Annotated in this window: 12 protein-coding genes and 1 other RNA gene; all 13 read right to left on the bottom strand. The window is 37.4% G+C overall.

The genetic code is table 11. The annotated features are described in order from the left end of the window. Positions 1 to 69: 69 nt before the first annotated feature. Positions 70 to 1,704 (bottom strand): apolipoprotein N-acyltransferase, encoded by a 1,635-nt coding sequence (lnt, locus tag CER18_RS02695; protein WP_100128561.1) that lies wholly within the window; start codon positions 1,702 to 1,704, stop codon positions 70 to 72. Further along, complete coding sequence (locus CER18_RS02690) at positions 1,667 to 2,692, bottom strand: hemolysin family protein (RefSeq protein WP_100128560.1); 1,026 nt, start codon at positions 2,690 to 2,692, stop codon at positions 1,667 to 1,669. Before CER18_RS02690 ends, lnt begins: the two co-directional genes overlap by 38 nt. Before the next feature lie 84 nt (positions 2,693 to 2,776). Next, complete coding sequence (gene ybeY / locus CER18_RS02685) at positions 2,777 to 3,268, bottom strand: rRNA maturation RNase YbeY (protein WP_100128559.1); 492 nt, start codon at positions 3,266 to 3,268, stop codon at positions 2,777 to 2,779. Positions 3,269 to 3,287: 19 nt separating this feature from the next. Next, complete coding sequence (locus CER18_RS02680; RefSeq protein WP_100128558.1) at positions 3,288 to 4,400, bottom strand: PhoH family protein; 1,113 nt, start codon at positions 4,398 to 4,400, stop codon at positions 3,288 to 3,290. Between the two features lie 129 nt (positions 4,401 to 4,529). Beyond that, positions 4,530 to 5,906 carry a tRNA (N6-isopentenyl adenosine(37)-C2)-methylthiotransferase MiaB gene (gene miaB / locus CER18_RS02675; protein WP_100128557.1) on the bottom strand — a complete coding sequence of 459 codons (1,377 nt, stop codon included), beginning with the start codon at positions 5,904 to 5,906 and terminating at the stop codon, positions 4,530 to 4,532. Between the two features lie 31 nt (positions 5,907 to 5,937). Beyond that, positions 5,938 to 6,429, bottom strand: coding sequence for a ribosomal protein S18-alanine N-acetyltransferase (gene rimI / locus CER18_RS02670; RefSeq protein ID WP_100128556.1), 492 nt, complete (start codon positions 6,427 to 6,429; stop codon positions 5,938 to 5,940). Further along, on the bottom strand, positions 6,429 to 7,115 hold the full coding sequence (gene tsaB, locus CER18_RS02665; RefSeq protein ID WP_100128555.1) for a tRNA (adenosine(37)-N6)-threonylcarbamoyltransferase complex dimerization subunit type 1 TsaB: 687 nt from the start codon (positions 7,113 to 7,115) through the stop codon (positions 6,429 to 6,431). Before tsaB ends, rimI begins: the two co-directional genes overlap by 1 nt. 235 nt (positions 7,116 to 7,350) lie before the next feature. After that, positions 7,351 to 8,379: a YeiH family protein gene (locus CER18_RS02660; protein WP_100128623.1), complete on the bottom strand. Its 1,029-nt coding sequence runs from the start codon at positions 8,377 to 8,379 to the stop codon at positions 7,351 to 7,353. Between the two features lie 49 nt (positions 8,380 to 8,428). Continuing rightward, on the bottom strand, positions 8,429 to 9,034 hold the full coding sequence (gene recR, locus CER18_RS02655; protein WP_100128554.1) for a recombination mediator RecR: 606 nt from the start codon (positions 9,032 to 9,034) through the stop codon (positions 8,429 to 8,431). 31 nt (positions 9,035 to 9,065) lie between these two features. Continuing rightward, positions 9,066 to 9,389 (bottom strand): YbaB/EbfC family nucleoid-associated protein, encoded by a 324-nt coding sequence (locus tag CER18_RS02650; protein ID WP_100128553.1) that lies wholly within the window; start codon positions 9,387 to 9,389, stop codon positions 9,066 to 9,068. 14 nt (positions 9,390 to 9,403) lie between these two features. Beyond that, the gene (locus CER18_RS02645) at positions 9,404 to 11,344 is read right to left on the bottom strand and encodes a DNA polymerase III subunit gamma/tau (RefSeq protein ID WP_100128552.1); all 1,941 of its coding nucleotides are present in this window, start codon (positions 11,342 to 11,344) and stop codon (positions 9,404 to 9,406) included. A 225-nt stretch (positions 11,345 to 11,569) separates the two neighbouring features. After that, positions 11,570 to 11,667: signal recognition particle sRNA small type (ffs, locus tag CER18_RS02640), an RNA gene on the bottom strand. Positions 11,668 to 12,551: 884 nt separating this feature from the next. Further along, a complete protein-coding gene (locus tag CER18_RS02635; RefSeq protein WP_100128551.1) occupies positions 12,552 to 12,956 on the bottom strand; it encodes a hypothetical protein in 405 nt (134 codons plus the stop codon). Positions 12,957 to 13,160: the final 204 nt, after the last annotated feature.

Here is a 13,160-nt window from a genome sequence, read left to right as displayed (position 1 = left end):
ATAATATGTAATATTTTTTCTCAATATTACTGGTACACGCAACATAATACCGTACAAAGAGCACTTGAATCATTTAGGTTGTTTTGTAAAACCAAAACCAATACGACACAAGAGCATAAGAATGAATAATATAAAAGTAGAGAAAGTTCTATATTCATTGCTTCCTATAGGGGTAATGGATGATGGAATTTTTGAATCAATAATGCCCACAGCATTTTGTTGAAGGGCTACAATGATTCGTCCGTAAGAATCAATAACAGCTGATATTCCATTATTGGCTGCTCGTATGAGGGGAATTCCCAGCTCAATGGCACGAAGCTGTGCCTGTTGAAGATGTTGATAGGGACCTGGTGTTACACCAAACCATGCATCGTTTGTAACATTGATGATTGCTTGAGGTGGGGAACCTTTAAAAGTCATTTCATGAGGAAATATTACTTCATAACAAATCAAAGGCAAATAAGAAAATCCGTTTGGCATGGTGACAGTTTTGCGCACATGTGCAGCACTATATCCACCAATATTATCAGCGAGAATACGCAATCCAATTTTTTTCAATAAATTCTGATAGGGAAGATACTCACCAAAAGGAACCAAATGAAGTTTATCGGAAGTGTGTAAAATATTACCTTGAGCGTTAATGACTGCAATTGTATTAAAGTATTGTGTTTGGGAATGAGAAAGGTCATCACTGGCACGTACCGCTCCGATAATAGCCCATTGTTTAGGTTTTAAAAGAGAGGCGATGTGCATTGTGATAGATGAGTTGTCATAGAGAAGGTAAGGAACAGAAGCTTCGGGCCATATGATAAAATCAGGTTCTGGATTTTTACCAGTTATTGGTGTTGCACTCAGCTGCATATGCGCTTCCAACATAGTTTCTCGTGTATTATCGCGTAATTTTATGTTTTGTTGAATAGAAGGTTGAACAATGCGCACCCAATAATTTCTTTTTTGATCTTCAACGGTATTCTCTATCGTATGGAGACGATAGAATCCAAAACCACTGTGAATGAATATAAGAGCTAAGCAAAGAGAAAGTGCTACTTTCTTTTTTTCATCTGTGAGTAAAACTGTTGGCAAACTGTAGGTTAAGACAGCAAGAATATTCATTCCGTAAAGCCCCACGACTGTATCAGACTGCATGAGCATTGGGGTTGGCATGGCTGTATAGCCAAGAGCATTCCATGGAAATCCTGTGAATAAGAACGCACGCAACCATTCGGCCAATCCTAAGGCAAAGGCTAAAACAAAAAAGCGTGCTATTCCTTTTGTCCATAATAAACCGACAATGAAACCAGAAAAAAACCAATAAAGAGAAAGGTAGAGAGGAGGAAATAAAATGGCGAGTGGGACTGCCCAGCCAAAAGAATCAGGATCTGTCAACAAAGCATTGCAGAGCCACCACAGTCCGCAAATAAAATAACTAAAACCAAAGGCTCCACAGCTTAAAGCATAGGTAAAAAGATGTTTTTTATTGTTTGGGGAGGAGTGTATTGAGTCAAGCAAAACAATAAAAATAGGGAAAGTTAGAAAGCAAAGAGCTGTTAAATAAAAGGGTGGAAGTGCAAAGGAAGTAAGAGCACCGCATAGAAATATCCATGCCTGCCGCTTCCAGCCGGTAACAGAGAACAAAAAAACGATGAAATTATTTAAAAACGCTCGACTATTCTTTAGGGATGGCATTATTTTCAAGATTCTCATTTTCTGGAATGCGAAAAATGCGCAACCGTTTAATTCGACGTTTATCAGCTTCTAAAATGCGGAATTTATAGCCAGGAACAGCTTCGACAACTTCACCTTTTGCAGGAATACGATCAAGAATGGAAACAATTAAACCACCAATAGTATCAACCTCATCACCATATTCTCCTACGATAAAATCAGGTCCAAGAGCTTTCTCCACATCTTCTAATTCGGTTCTTGCATCAACGAGCCATTTATTGTTGTGTTCGCGTACGATAGCATTGTCGACATGATCATGTTCATCTTCGATATCCCCAACAACCAATTCAACAATATCCTCCATTGAAACAAGACCATCTGTTCCCCCATGTTCATCAATAACTAAAGCCATTTGTGTTCGTGTGGTTTGCATTCGTGTTAATAATTGACTTGCAAGCATAGAACTAGGAACAAAAAGAACGGTTCGGATCAAATCCAATTCACCGATTGGGGTATGTAAATCTGTATGATTTAATTGAAGCAAATCGGATTTCTGGTCAGCTATTGTAGGGTTTATAATAAAGCGAGTCATATAATTAAGTATATCGCGGATATGAATCATGCCACGCGGATCATCTAAAGTTTCAGCGTAAACAGGTATGCGAGAATGACCAATTTTTGCGAAACATTTAAGGGCTTCTCCAAGTGAAGTGTTTATTTCCAATGCTTCAATTTCAGAACGTGGTATCATAACATCATCCACGCGCGCTTCACGCAAGCGTAAAATATTATGCAGCATCGTACGTTCTTCAGGTGAGAAGAGGGTGGTATCTTTTTCATTGTTAGTCGTAAGTGCAATGGTAAGATCATCGCGCAGTGACGTAGATGCACAATTACGACCCCGTAAGAATGAAAACAAATGATTCATCAGGGAATATTTTTCTGTATGATTCGTCTGTTGAGAGGGATCTTTTTCACTATTAGAAGATGTTTGACTATTATTTTGTGCATTTATTTTGTTGGCCATGGTTTTAAAATCTTCTAAACTTTCTTTTTATAATAGGTGAATAAGAGGCTTTAAATGGGATGCTCGTCATATTGATGTTAAAAGTTAAATTTTATCATTTATAGATAACTCATCGTAAGGATCTTTTATGGAAAGCTTTTGAAGAATTTCTCTTTCGAGCTTTTCCATTTGATGTGCTTCATCATCGGTTTCATGGTCATAGCCAAGCAGATGCAAGATACCATGAACGATCATATGTGTTAAATGATCTTGAAATGTTTTTCCTTGTTTTTCCGCTTCGAGAACAATAGTTTCTCGCGCAATAATAATATCACCCAGCATGGGACCGGGAGGATTTCCAGCTTTAATTGGCAAAGCAGGAAAGGATAATACATTGGTGGATTTGTTTTTACCACGCCATTGTTCGTTGATTTGTGCCATATGTTCATCATCCGTAAAAAGCAAGCTAATCTCGCTTGCAACATTTTCCAATGAAACATGATGCATCGTTGTCGTTAATGCTTTTTCGGTGATATTATAAAGCATTTTCTCATCATTCCACCCTGCGCTTTTAACCATTATATCAATAATAATCATGATGAATCAAATTCATTTTTTAATCTATAATACGCGAGTGATTTTTTTTATTTTGTATTTCAGAATCTCGATCATAAGCATGAACGATAGCAGCAACAAGCGGGTGGCGTACAATATCTTTTTCATCAAAGCGCACAATTGCGATATTTTCTACATTTGAAAGAATGCGAATGGCTTCAATGAGACCCGATTTTTGCCCTATAGGCAAATCAATTTGGCTTACATCACCAGTAACGATCATACGGGTTCCTTCTCCAAGACGTGTGAGGAACATCTTCATTTGCATGGGTGTTGTATTTTGTGCCTCATCAAGAATAACAGCGGCATGGGTAAGCGTTCGTCCGCGCATAAAGGCAAGAGGAGCAATCTCTATGACACCAGAAGCTAAAACGCGTTCTATTTTTTCAGCGGGCATCATGTCATAAAGTGCATCATAAAGTGGTCGTAAATAGGGGTCGACTTTTTCTTTGAGATCACCAGGAAGAAACCCCAAGTGTTCTCCAGCTTCAACAGCAGGACGTGAGAGAATAATTCGTTCAATGATACCACGTTCCAGAAGCATTGCAGCATGAGCAACAGCAAGATACGTTTTTCCTGTTCCTGCTGGTCCTACACCAAACACAAGTTCAGTATGTTCCATAGCGCGTATATAAGCATCTTGTGTTGGAGTCCTTGCATGAATTATTTTTTTATGGGTACTCAACTGTGCTGGTATACGCTTCGCTGCAGATTTGTGTTTTATTGTGTCTTCTTTCTGCTTCTGTGCTATACTCGCCATAGCAATCGCTCCTTTTATATCTGATAAAGTGAGCTCATGATGTGTTTTGGCACATTCATAAAGCTGCTGCAATATATATTGTGCACGTTTTATAGCAGAAATATTTCCATGGATTAAGATTTCATTCCCACGCGGATGAATACTAAGTTTGAGTTTTTTTTCGATATAAGCAAGATTTTCATCAAATTTACCAAAAACCGTTTTTGCATATTTATTATTTTCGAAAATCAAAACGACTTTACCCGTATCGGAAGCGCTTTCTTGTTCCAAGGGGTTAATTTTTTCAATGTTAGCATTTATTTTTTTATTTAAAGCTTTCAGCCTATTCTCCATATCGACATAAATATTAAACATTTTTTTGAATAAACTTTATAAAAGATAACCTTTCTTTCATAAAAATTCATATTTTAGATGTAATCATTTTCTTTGAAAATAAAAGAGTTTTCCAAAATCTTTATTGTGAACAAGATGATAGAGGCATATTTATCTATTTGTCACTTCACCGACAAAACTGTTTGAGCTTGCATTTTTAATATGAATTTCTATCACGCTACCTGTAGAGGATTCTGTATCGACGACAACAGGTAAAAGCCAAGGGGAACGTCCCACCATTTGTCCTGAGTGACGACCAGGTTTTTCGATAAGAACATCCGTTTTTTGACCAATTTTAGAACGTAAAAATGTATTTTGCTGTTCAAGGAGAAGAATTTGTAAATGTTGAAGTCGGGCATCTTTTACAGATTCATCAACGTGATCTTTCATTGTGGCCCCCACTGTTCCAGGGCGGGGAGAATATTTAAAAGAATAAGCTGAACTGTATTGTACTTGTTGAATAAGCTTAATGGTTTCTTCAAAGTCTTCATCTGTTTCTCCTGGAAATCCTACAATAAAATCACCTGAAAAGGCAATATCTGGCCGCGCAGCTCGGATTTTTTCAATAAGATGAAGATAATAAGAGCTTTTGTGTTGGCGGTTCATCGCTTTTAAGATGCGATCTGAACCTGATTGAACAGGAAGATGAAGGTAAGGCATTAACATATCAAGGTCTCTATGCGCGGCAATAAGGCTGTCATCCATATCACGCGGGTGGCTGGTTGTGTAACGCAAACGCTTTAAACCATCTAGTTTGGCAAGATGATAAAGAAGATCACCAAGACGCCAAGTTTTGCCATCAGCACTTTGCCCATGCCAACCATTGACATTTTGTCCAAGAAGCGTAATTTCTTTAACACCAGCTTCAATGAGTTGACGCGCTTCCTCGGTAATTTGCTCGACGGAACGCGATATTTCAGCACCGCGTGTATAAGGAACAACACAAAAAGTACAAAATTTATCGCAGCCTTCTTGTACTGTTAAAAATGCACTAACACCCCGCTTTCTTACAGCACGTTTATTATGAGGCGGCAAATGAGCAAATTTATCTTCAACAGCATAATCCGTTTCGATAATTTTTTTGCCTTGTTTGGCTTTTTCTAATAATTCTGGCAAACGATGATACATTTGCGGACCAATGACAAGATCCACGATTGGAGCACGGCGTAGGATTTCACTTCCCTCAGCTTGTGCAACACAACCCGTTACACCAACTGTCAAGGGTTTATCAGGTGTTCGCTCTTGACGCATGACACGCAAACGACCCAGATCAGAATAAAGTTTTTCTGCTGCTTTTTCACGAATATGACAGGTATTAACAAGAATAAGATCAGCATCGTTTGGCGTTTGTGTTGTGACGTAGCCTTGTGAACTGAGACTATCAGTCATCCGTTGACTATCATAAACGTTCATTTGACATCCATAGGTTTTAATAAAAACCTTTTTAGGAGCAACAGGAGGCGTATTTTTAGGATTTACTTTATTCATAGTGCTTGTCTAAATGTTTTTAACATAAATCTCAATCTCTTTGCTTAAAAGTTTTTTGCATAATAATTGCATCACCGCGACCATTTTTTGACGGGTAGTAGGCTAGACGTTCAGAAATTTTTTGAAATTCAAAGCGTTGATAAAGATTTAAAGCAGAAAGATTTGAGGATTCTACTTCCAAGAATAATTTTATAGCGCGCTTATCCTGAAGATAGTGAATTGTATGATCGATAAGTAAGGTACCAATTCCTTTTTGACGATAATGAGGATGAACAGCAATTGTGATGATTTCTGCTTCATCAAGAATGAGACGGCATAAGCAAAAGCCTAAAATTTTATCAGATTGATCAATGAGAAAGACTTTGTACCCGAAGATAGAGTGATCTGTTAAAAAGGTATCAAAAGCTTGTTTTTTCCAAGAAGGGGTAAAACAATGTTGATGAATTTGATGAAGAGAAGCACTATCGTTAACGTGTAGTGGAGCAATTCCAAGATGCTTTTTTGTTACTGAAAATTTAAACATTATTTTTTTCGTGGTAACGCAAAATTTGTTTGTTGTTTTGCATCAGCGCTGCGTAGATAGAGAGGGCGAGGCGAATTTTGTGGTTGTTTGTTTGCAGCAAGATAAGCATAGTTTACAATATCTGCTGCTTCACAAGGGATTTTTTCTAGGATAATTTTTTCGTTTATTTTGTGGTTTTCAATATGCTGCATAACGATATCAGCTGCTGGTCCAGTCAGTTGGGTTTTTGGGGGCAAATCTTCGAGGATATTTTCAATTGTTTTTAATCTCGGTTTTCCCAACGGTGTGAGATCCTTATGAAAATTTTGATGGTAAAACATCCCTCTGCCTGCTTCAATGACAACGGTAATTGCTGATGCAGTATTTTCACTGGTTGTGACTTGTGCTGCTAAAGCTTCAAGTGCACTCACTCCGACAGCAGGTATTTCAAGTGCTAATGCCAAAGCGCGTGCTGTGGCAACACCAACACGCACACCAGTAAATGATCCAGGTCCAACATTGACAGCAATACGCTCAACTTGATCAAGCGTCATATTGGCTTGTGTCATTATTTGTGTTATCTGCCCAATAAGTCTTTCAGCATGCCCTTTACTCATGCGCTCATTAAGACGTGCAATAACAGACTTATGATGAATGAGCGCAACAGCGCAATAAATTGAAGCAGTATCGATAGCAAGAATAAGCATAAAAATATTTTAATTGAATAAAATGATAGAAGAAAGGTCTACTGTATTTCTAATCTTTTTTATCGTTGTATAGTTCATTTGTAAGAAAGTTGCTAGTGCTGATAGGCAATAATATCTTGTTATGGAATAGGACGAGATGTTGATCTGGCTCTTATTTGTATGCGTCATGTATTTTTATGTTACATCGTTGCAAATTATTATGGACTGAGAAGCTAATGAAAAAAACAACAATATTTCAAAATGAAATATGATTTAAATCGTTCAATTGTATCATGATAAGGCTAAAAATACCGAGAATAATTATGGAGCAGGATGAAGCCAAAATAACGCGCCATCCTGCTTGTTTTAATGCGTGAATATCAACCCTTAGTCCTAATGCGGACATTGAAATGACCGTGAACAATTGAGCAATAAATTTGATAGGATTGAGAGCTATTTCAGGAATAAGCGCATTCGAGCGCATCAGCATCATTATAATAAAACCAATAATAAACCATGGAACGAGAGTACGTAAGCGAAAGCGTGTTTCTGCTGAGCGGCGATAGATGATTGAGAGAGCAAAAATAAGTGGGCCTAACATCAGAACGCGTACCAATTTAACAACAGTTGCAATTTGAACACTGGCAAAAGAGATAGGTGTTGTTGCTGCTAAAACCTGCGGTACGGCATAAACAACCATGCCGGCAAGCACGCCATATTGGTTAAATGATAAATTCAGAAGTGGATGAGCAAAAGGGAGACATAAAATAATTAGAATCCCTAAAAGAGCAGTAAAAGCAATTGATGCAGCAATCTCTTCTTGTTTTGCTTTAATGACAGGGGCAATGGCAACAATGGCTGAGTTTCCACAAATGGCATTTCCGCAAGCAACAAGCATTGCCAAATGCGTAGAAAGCCCGAACAATCGACCGATGATAAAACTGAGAATAATTGTTACAAATATAACAAACACAATGCTTGCAAGCAAGCCCCAACCAGTGGAAAGAACGGCATGAATACTAATGCTTGCACCTAGAAGGACAATAGCAATTTCGAGAAGTGTTTTAGCGCAAAAGGTGATACCTTTTTGAAAATATGTTGGCATCCTAAAACAACTACGCGCAACAGATCCTAAGAGAATTGCTAAAACAAGACCTTCAAGCCATGCTTGCCCAAAAAACTGTTTTTCTAGGGATTCTAAACCATACGCTGAAGCTGATATGAGTAAACATACTAAAATACCAGGACCAAAGTTGTTTAAAAGTAAAAAGTTTTTCTTTAAAATTTTATATTTCCCCATCACGAAAGAAACTAAAGGCTAAGATGAAAAAGTTTTAAAGATTTGTTCTTGCTTGCACGGCTGCTGCTAAAGTTCCATCATCAAGATAATCGAGCTCGCCTCCTACAGGAACACCATGTGCAAGTCGCGTAATTTTAACTGAAAAATTGGAAAGCTGATCGGTGATGTAGTGAGCGGTTGTTTGACCTTCGACAGTCGCATTGACAGCAAGAATAATCTCCGTAATTGGGTTTTGTACAACACGTTGTATTAAGGTGGCAATGTTGAGTTCGTCAGGACCTATTCCATCTAAGGGTGAGAGTCGTCCACCCAATACATGATAACGTGCTGCTAAAGTTTTTGCACGCTCAAGAGCCCACAGATCAGCAATGTCCTCAACAACAATGATCGTTGTATCATCACGTCGCGGATCTGTACAAATTAAACAAGGATCAATAGTATCGACATTGCCACAAACAGAACAAATGCCGACTTTTTCTATGGCTGTTTGTATAGCTGCTCCTAAAGGTTCCAGCAAAGTTTCCTTTTTCTTAATAAGATGAAGCGCAGCACGACGCGCTGAACGCGGACCAAGACCTGGCAACCGTGCTAAAATCTGAATGAGACGCTCAATCTCAGGTCCTGCAATGTATTTAGACATATATTTTTTCCCATGGAAAAAATCCGTTTGATTAAAATGGAAGCTTGAAACCTGACGGAAGAGGTAGTCCTGCCGTCATGCTTTTGGTTTTTTCTTCTAGTGCATTGTCAATTTTCGCTCTTGCTTCATTGTAAGCTGCCATAATAAGATCTTCAAGAATTTCAGATTCTTCAGGTTTGAGTAATGAAGGATCAATTTGAATTGCTGTTATAATATTTTTGCCATTTAAAGTGATACTGACAAGATCACCCCCTGCAGTGCCGGTCGCTTGCAGATTAGCCATTTCCTCCTGAATTTTCTGCATTTTCTCTTGCATTTCTTTAGCTTTTTTCATCATGCTCATCATTTCACGCATAGGAATAGGTATCCTTATTCATCGTTTCTATCATTTTCATTTTTAAAGAGATCAGTGTTTTTAAAGGTATCGGGGGGTAAATCAAGATCATTTTCCTCTCTATTGAGTCGAATATCGACAATTTTTGCTTCTGGAAAATGGTTGAGGATTTTCGCAATATCAGGATCTGTCTCTGCATGGGAAAAAAGAGTCTTTTGAATCGCGACACTTTCTTCCTGTAAGGTTGGACCGCCTCCTTCCTTAACAAAAGTTATTACATAGCGTTTTTTAGCCCATTGAGAGATTTTTTTTTCGATATCATGAGCAAGAAATTTGGGGGTATTTTCAGAAAGTCTTAAAGTAATACGTCCAGTTTCAAAAGAAACGGGGTGAACAAATTCTTTAACAAGGAGTTTGAAAGGCACGTCATTATGTTGTTCGGCTAATTTAACAATATCGTGTAAAGAATTAATCACGAGAGTTTTAGGTTCACTAATCTCTCCTGTTGTTTGCGTGACAGAATGCGATAAATTTGCAATATTTTCATAAAAGTCAGTAGCTTGAGAAGCTTCAACAGTTTCTGTGCCCTCTTGGGCTTTTGTGTTGTCAGGAGTTTGACTTTTAACGAAATTTTCTGGTTTTAAAGAGTGGTCTAATGGGTCTTGCAAGGATGTTTTTAGGTTTGATTGATTTGGTAACGCATTTGAAACGCTCGAGACAGTACGGGCATCGACTATTGTTTCTTTTGTTATATTATTTGCACTGATTGATTCTTGATGAGAAGAGTTTGTAATGAGCGTGAGAGGTGTTTTTTCTTGCGTAAGTTTTTTTAAAGCTTCATCAAGAGTTGGAAGGTCAGCTGTGTGTGCAAGACGAATTAAAAGCATTTCAGTTGCTTGAAGTGGACGTGCAGTTTGATTAACTTCCTGTATGCCTTTGAGTAACATTTGCCAGTTTCGGGATAAAACAGGAACGGAAAGTTTTTTTGAAAAGTCTAAACTTCTTAAACGTTGTTCTTCAGTCAGTGAGAAATCTTCCACTATTTCTGGTGTGAAACGTAAACGCGTGACCAGATGATTAAAATCGGCTAATTCTGTTAAGATAGTAAGGGGATCTGCGCCTGCATCATATTGATTGCGTAATTCATGTAATGCATTGATAACATCACCCTTCATAATAAATTCAAAAAGATCAATAATACGTGCTTGGTCAGCTAATCCTAGCATTGTACGCACTGCGGTGGCGTTAACATTGCCATTGCTATGGGCAATCGCTTGATCAAAAATGGATAATGCATCACGTGCAGAGCCCTCTGCAGCACGAACAATCATAGAAAGTGCTTGATCTTCTACTTCGACCTTTTCATATTTGGCAATTTGGTGCAAATGCGCACTCAAAGCTTTTGATTCAATCCGTCGCAAATCAAAACGTTGGCAACGCGAAAGAATTGTAATGGGAACTTTGCGAATTTCTGTTGTGGCAAAAATAAATTTTACATGGGATGGTGGTTCTTCAAGAGTTTTCAACAAACCATTAAAGGCTTGCGTTGAGAGCATATGGACTTCATCGATAATATAAACCTTATAGCGCGCAGAAACAGGACGATAGCGTATTTGTTCAATAATTTCACGAATATCATCAATGCCCGTATGAGAAGCGGCATCCATTTCTATAACATCAATATGGCGTCCTTCGATAATTTGTGTGCAATGTTCACCAAGAGTGTCCAATACGGTTGTTGGTTGGTCAATATCTTTTGTTTTATAATTAAGCGCGCGTGCCAAAATACGTGCCGTTGTGGTTTTACCTACGCCACGAATCCCTGTTAACATCCACGCTTGTGCAATACGACCTTTTTCAAAGGCATTGGTGAGAGTACGCACCATAGCTTCCTGACCAATGAGGTCAGAAAAATTTTGTGGTCGATATTTACGAGCAAGAACACGATAGGCTGTTTCTACCGGTACATTTTCCATGAATGTTTCCAACTTCGAAGTTCTTTATGCGTACATTTTGATCATACACAAAGCATAGGTCAATACTACACTCTCATATATAAAGGATTTTTTCTCAATCAATTTACTTTTATGGGATAATTTGCTTAAAAACAACCAAACCCTTTAAGTGCTGCATAAAAATGCTGCTCTGAAGATTGAAAATACCTTGCTAAAACATAGCACAAAAATAATCGCTTCAGCGAAATAGGAGGCCGGTACGATGACCCGTACTAGAACTCGTTGGGGCTGCTTCTTTCCAGACCTGACCCAGTTGGCGAGTAGTTCGTCCACCACCAACCTCCCAAGCTCATATTGTCGATTTGGAATGAAAAATCAAGCTCAGAAATGAAAAATATCATAAGAACAAGAAAGAATTTTTTTTGCGTTTAATTTATTGAGATATAAACAACGAAGAAATTGAGGATTGATCCATTCACATGCTTTTTAAAGAAATATTTTTCTATAGCTCTAACGTTATTTCACAACATCACTTGTAAAGTATGTATCTACTGCCTCTAAAGTGTAAATCCATTTTGTATTACCATCTTTATGCTTAATATAAAGGATAGCCGGCACCCTCATACTATTTAACAGCCCCCCATATTTATTTAAGAGGATTCATAAGAGGTATTTTTATTCCTTTTTTAATTGTTTTTACTCACACATTACTTCCATTTATAGCTGTAAATAATGAGATTCTTTATTAAGGGGATAAAAGAGAGATAAACGGTTTCATAAGCCCAGATGAATATGATTTAAAATAAAATTTAGTTTCTAGCATTCACAGCACTAAAAAATGTAGTGCGGGTTATTCATATGACCTCCATGTGCGGTTATATATTGGAATAGTTCTTTTCATTTTTCTGATTTATCATGCTGAGCAAAATAAGAAACACACCTAAGACCTAAAAAATATTACTTTCCTTTTTAATCTAAGTGATTTGTGTAAATGCACTTTTAATGCTCTAAGCTTAATCTATTACGAAGGCCGAACTTGTTTTACTGATTTAAAAATGAGCCTGATGGTAGAGAATACAGAGCAATTTAAATTGCTACAAAAATTCTTTAAATATCCATTTCTACCAGCAAAAAATCCCTTTTACGAATCCAGCTTTCATAATTCATCATGTCGGATTGAAAAAACAAGATAATTTTACTGAAACTTAGATGTTGATGAGAAATATTATTAAAAATCTCCTGCATCACAATCTATACCAGTAACTTTTTCCTTCGTAATATTTTTGAAAATATAATTTCCTGATGGAGGGAAACCTATATTGAGGGATTTTACATCTTTGAGCGTAAAGATCTTCTTTTCCTTATCGTGGGTTATTTTCTTTTCATCATCAACAACAATGTGTAGTTTGTCTAAGTCAGAGGGAGCAGAGTACGATAAAGTAAAGGATACTTTTTTCGGTTTAAATGCTTCGCAAGAATATTCGACTCCTTGACGGACTATATCGGAGGGAATAATTGTAACACTTTCATCTGGCGCAAAATTCCATTCTCTCTCACCAAATCCAGCAAACGCAACACTAGAGCAGACGAGAATATGTGCAGCTAATAATCCTTGCGGGAAGATTTTTTTCATTATCCTCTCCTTTTTTCTTAAAACGGGATGAATCATAAATCAGATTTTGTAAATAGAAAAGTTCAAACGTGATACAAAAATATGATTAAACGGCATAGCTTAGCTTAGTTTTATAAAAAGCACGTTGAAATTACTTGAATTCAAGAGGTTTGAATAATCTGTTATCTCAAATATACTTTGATGATAAGTTAAATTATTTTTAGT

Source organism: Bartonella tribocorum (assembly GCF_002777915.1).
Classification (GTDB): Bacteria; Pseudomonadota; Alphaproteobacteria; order Rhizobiales; family Rhizobiaceae; genus Bartonella; species Bartonella tribocorum_A.
Note: the sequence above shows the minus strand (reverse complement) of the source record. Positions and strands in the feature narration are given on the sequence as shown.

What these genes read in the sequence shown, in the direction of transcription:
- lnt (WP_100128561.1), bottom strand. Translation starts at nt 1,704, where the DNA reads ATGAGAATCTTGAAAATAATGCCATCCCTAAAGAATAGTCGAGCGTTT.
- CER18_RS02690 (WP_100128560.1), bottom strand. Translation starts at nt 2,692, where the DNA reads ATGGCCAACAAAATAAATGCACAAAATAATAGTCAAACATCTTCTAAT.
- ybeY (WP_100128559.1), bottom strand. Translation starts at nt 3,268, where the DNA reads ATGATTATTATTGATATAATGGTTAAAAGCGCAGGGTGGAATGATGAG.
- CER18_RS02680 (WP_100128558.1), bottom strand. Translation starts at nt 4,400, where the DNA reads ATGTTTAATATTTATGTCGATATGGAGAATAGGCTGAAAGCTTTAAAT.
- miaB (WP_100128557.1), bottom strand. Translation starts at nt 5,906, where the DNA reads ATGAATAAAGTAAATCCTAAAAATACGCCTCCTGTTGCTCCTAAAAAG.
- rimI (WP_100128556.1), bottom strand. Translation starts at nt 6,429, where the DNA reads ATGTTTAAATTTTCAGTAACAAAAAAGCATCTTGGAATTGCTCCACTA.
- tsaB (WP_100128555.1), bottom strand. Translation starts at nt 7,115, where the DNA reads ATGCTTATTCTTGCTATCGATACTGCTTCAATTTATTGCGCTGTTGCG.
- recR (WP_100128554.1), bottom strand. Translation starts at nt 9,034, where the DNA reads ATGTCTAAATACATTGCAGGACCTGAGATTGAGCGTCTCATTCAGATT.
- CER18_RS02650 (WP_100128553.1), bottom strand. Translation starts at nt 9,389, where the DNA reads ATGCGTGAAATGATGAGCATGATGAAAAAAGCTAAAGAAATGCAAGAG.
- CER18_RS02645 (WP_100128552.1), bottom strand. Translation starts at nt 11,344, where the DNA reads ATGGAAAATGTACCGGTAGAAACAGCCTATCGTGTTCTTGCTCGTAAA.
- CER18_RS02635 (WP_100128551.1), bottom strand. Translation starts at nt 12,956, where the DNA reads ATGAAAAAAATCTTCCCGCAAGGATTATTAGCTGCACATATTCTCGTC.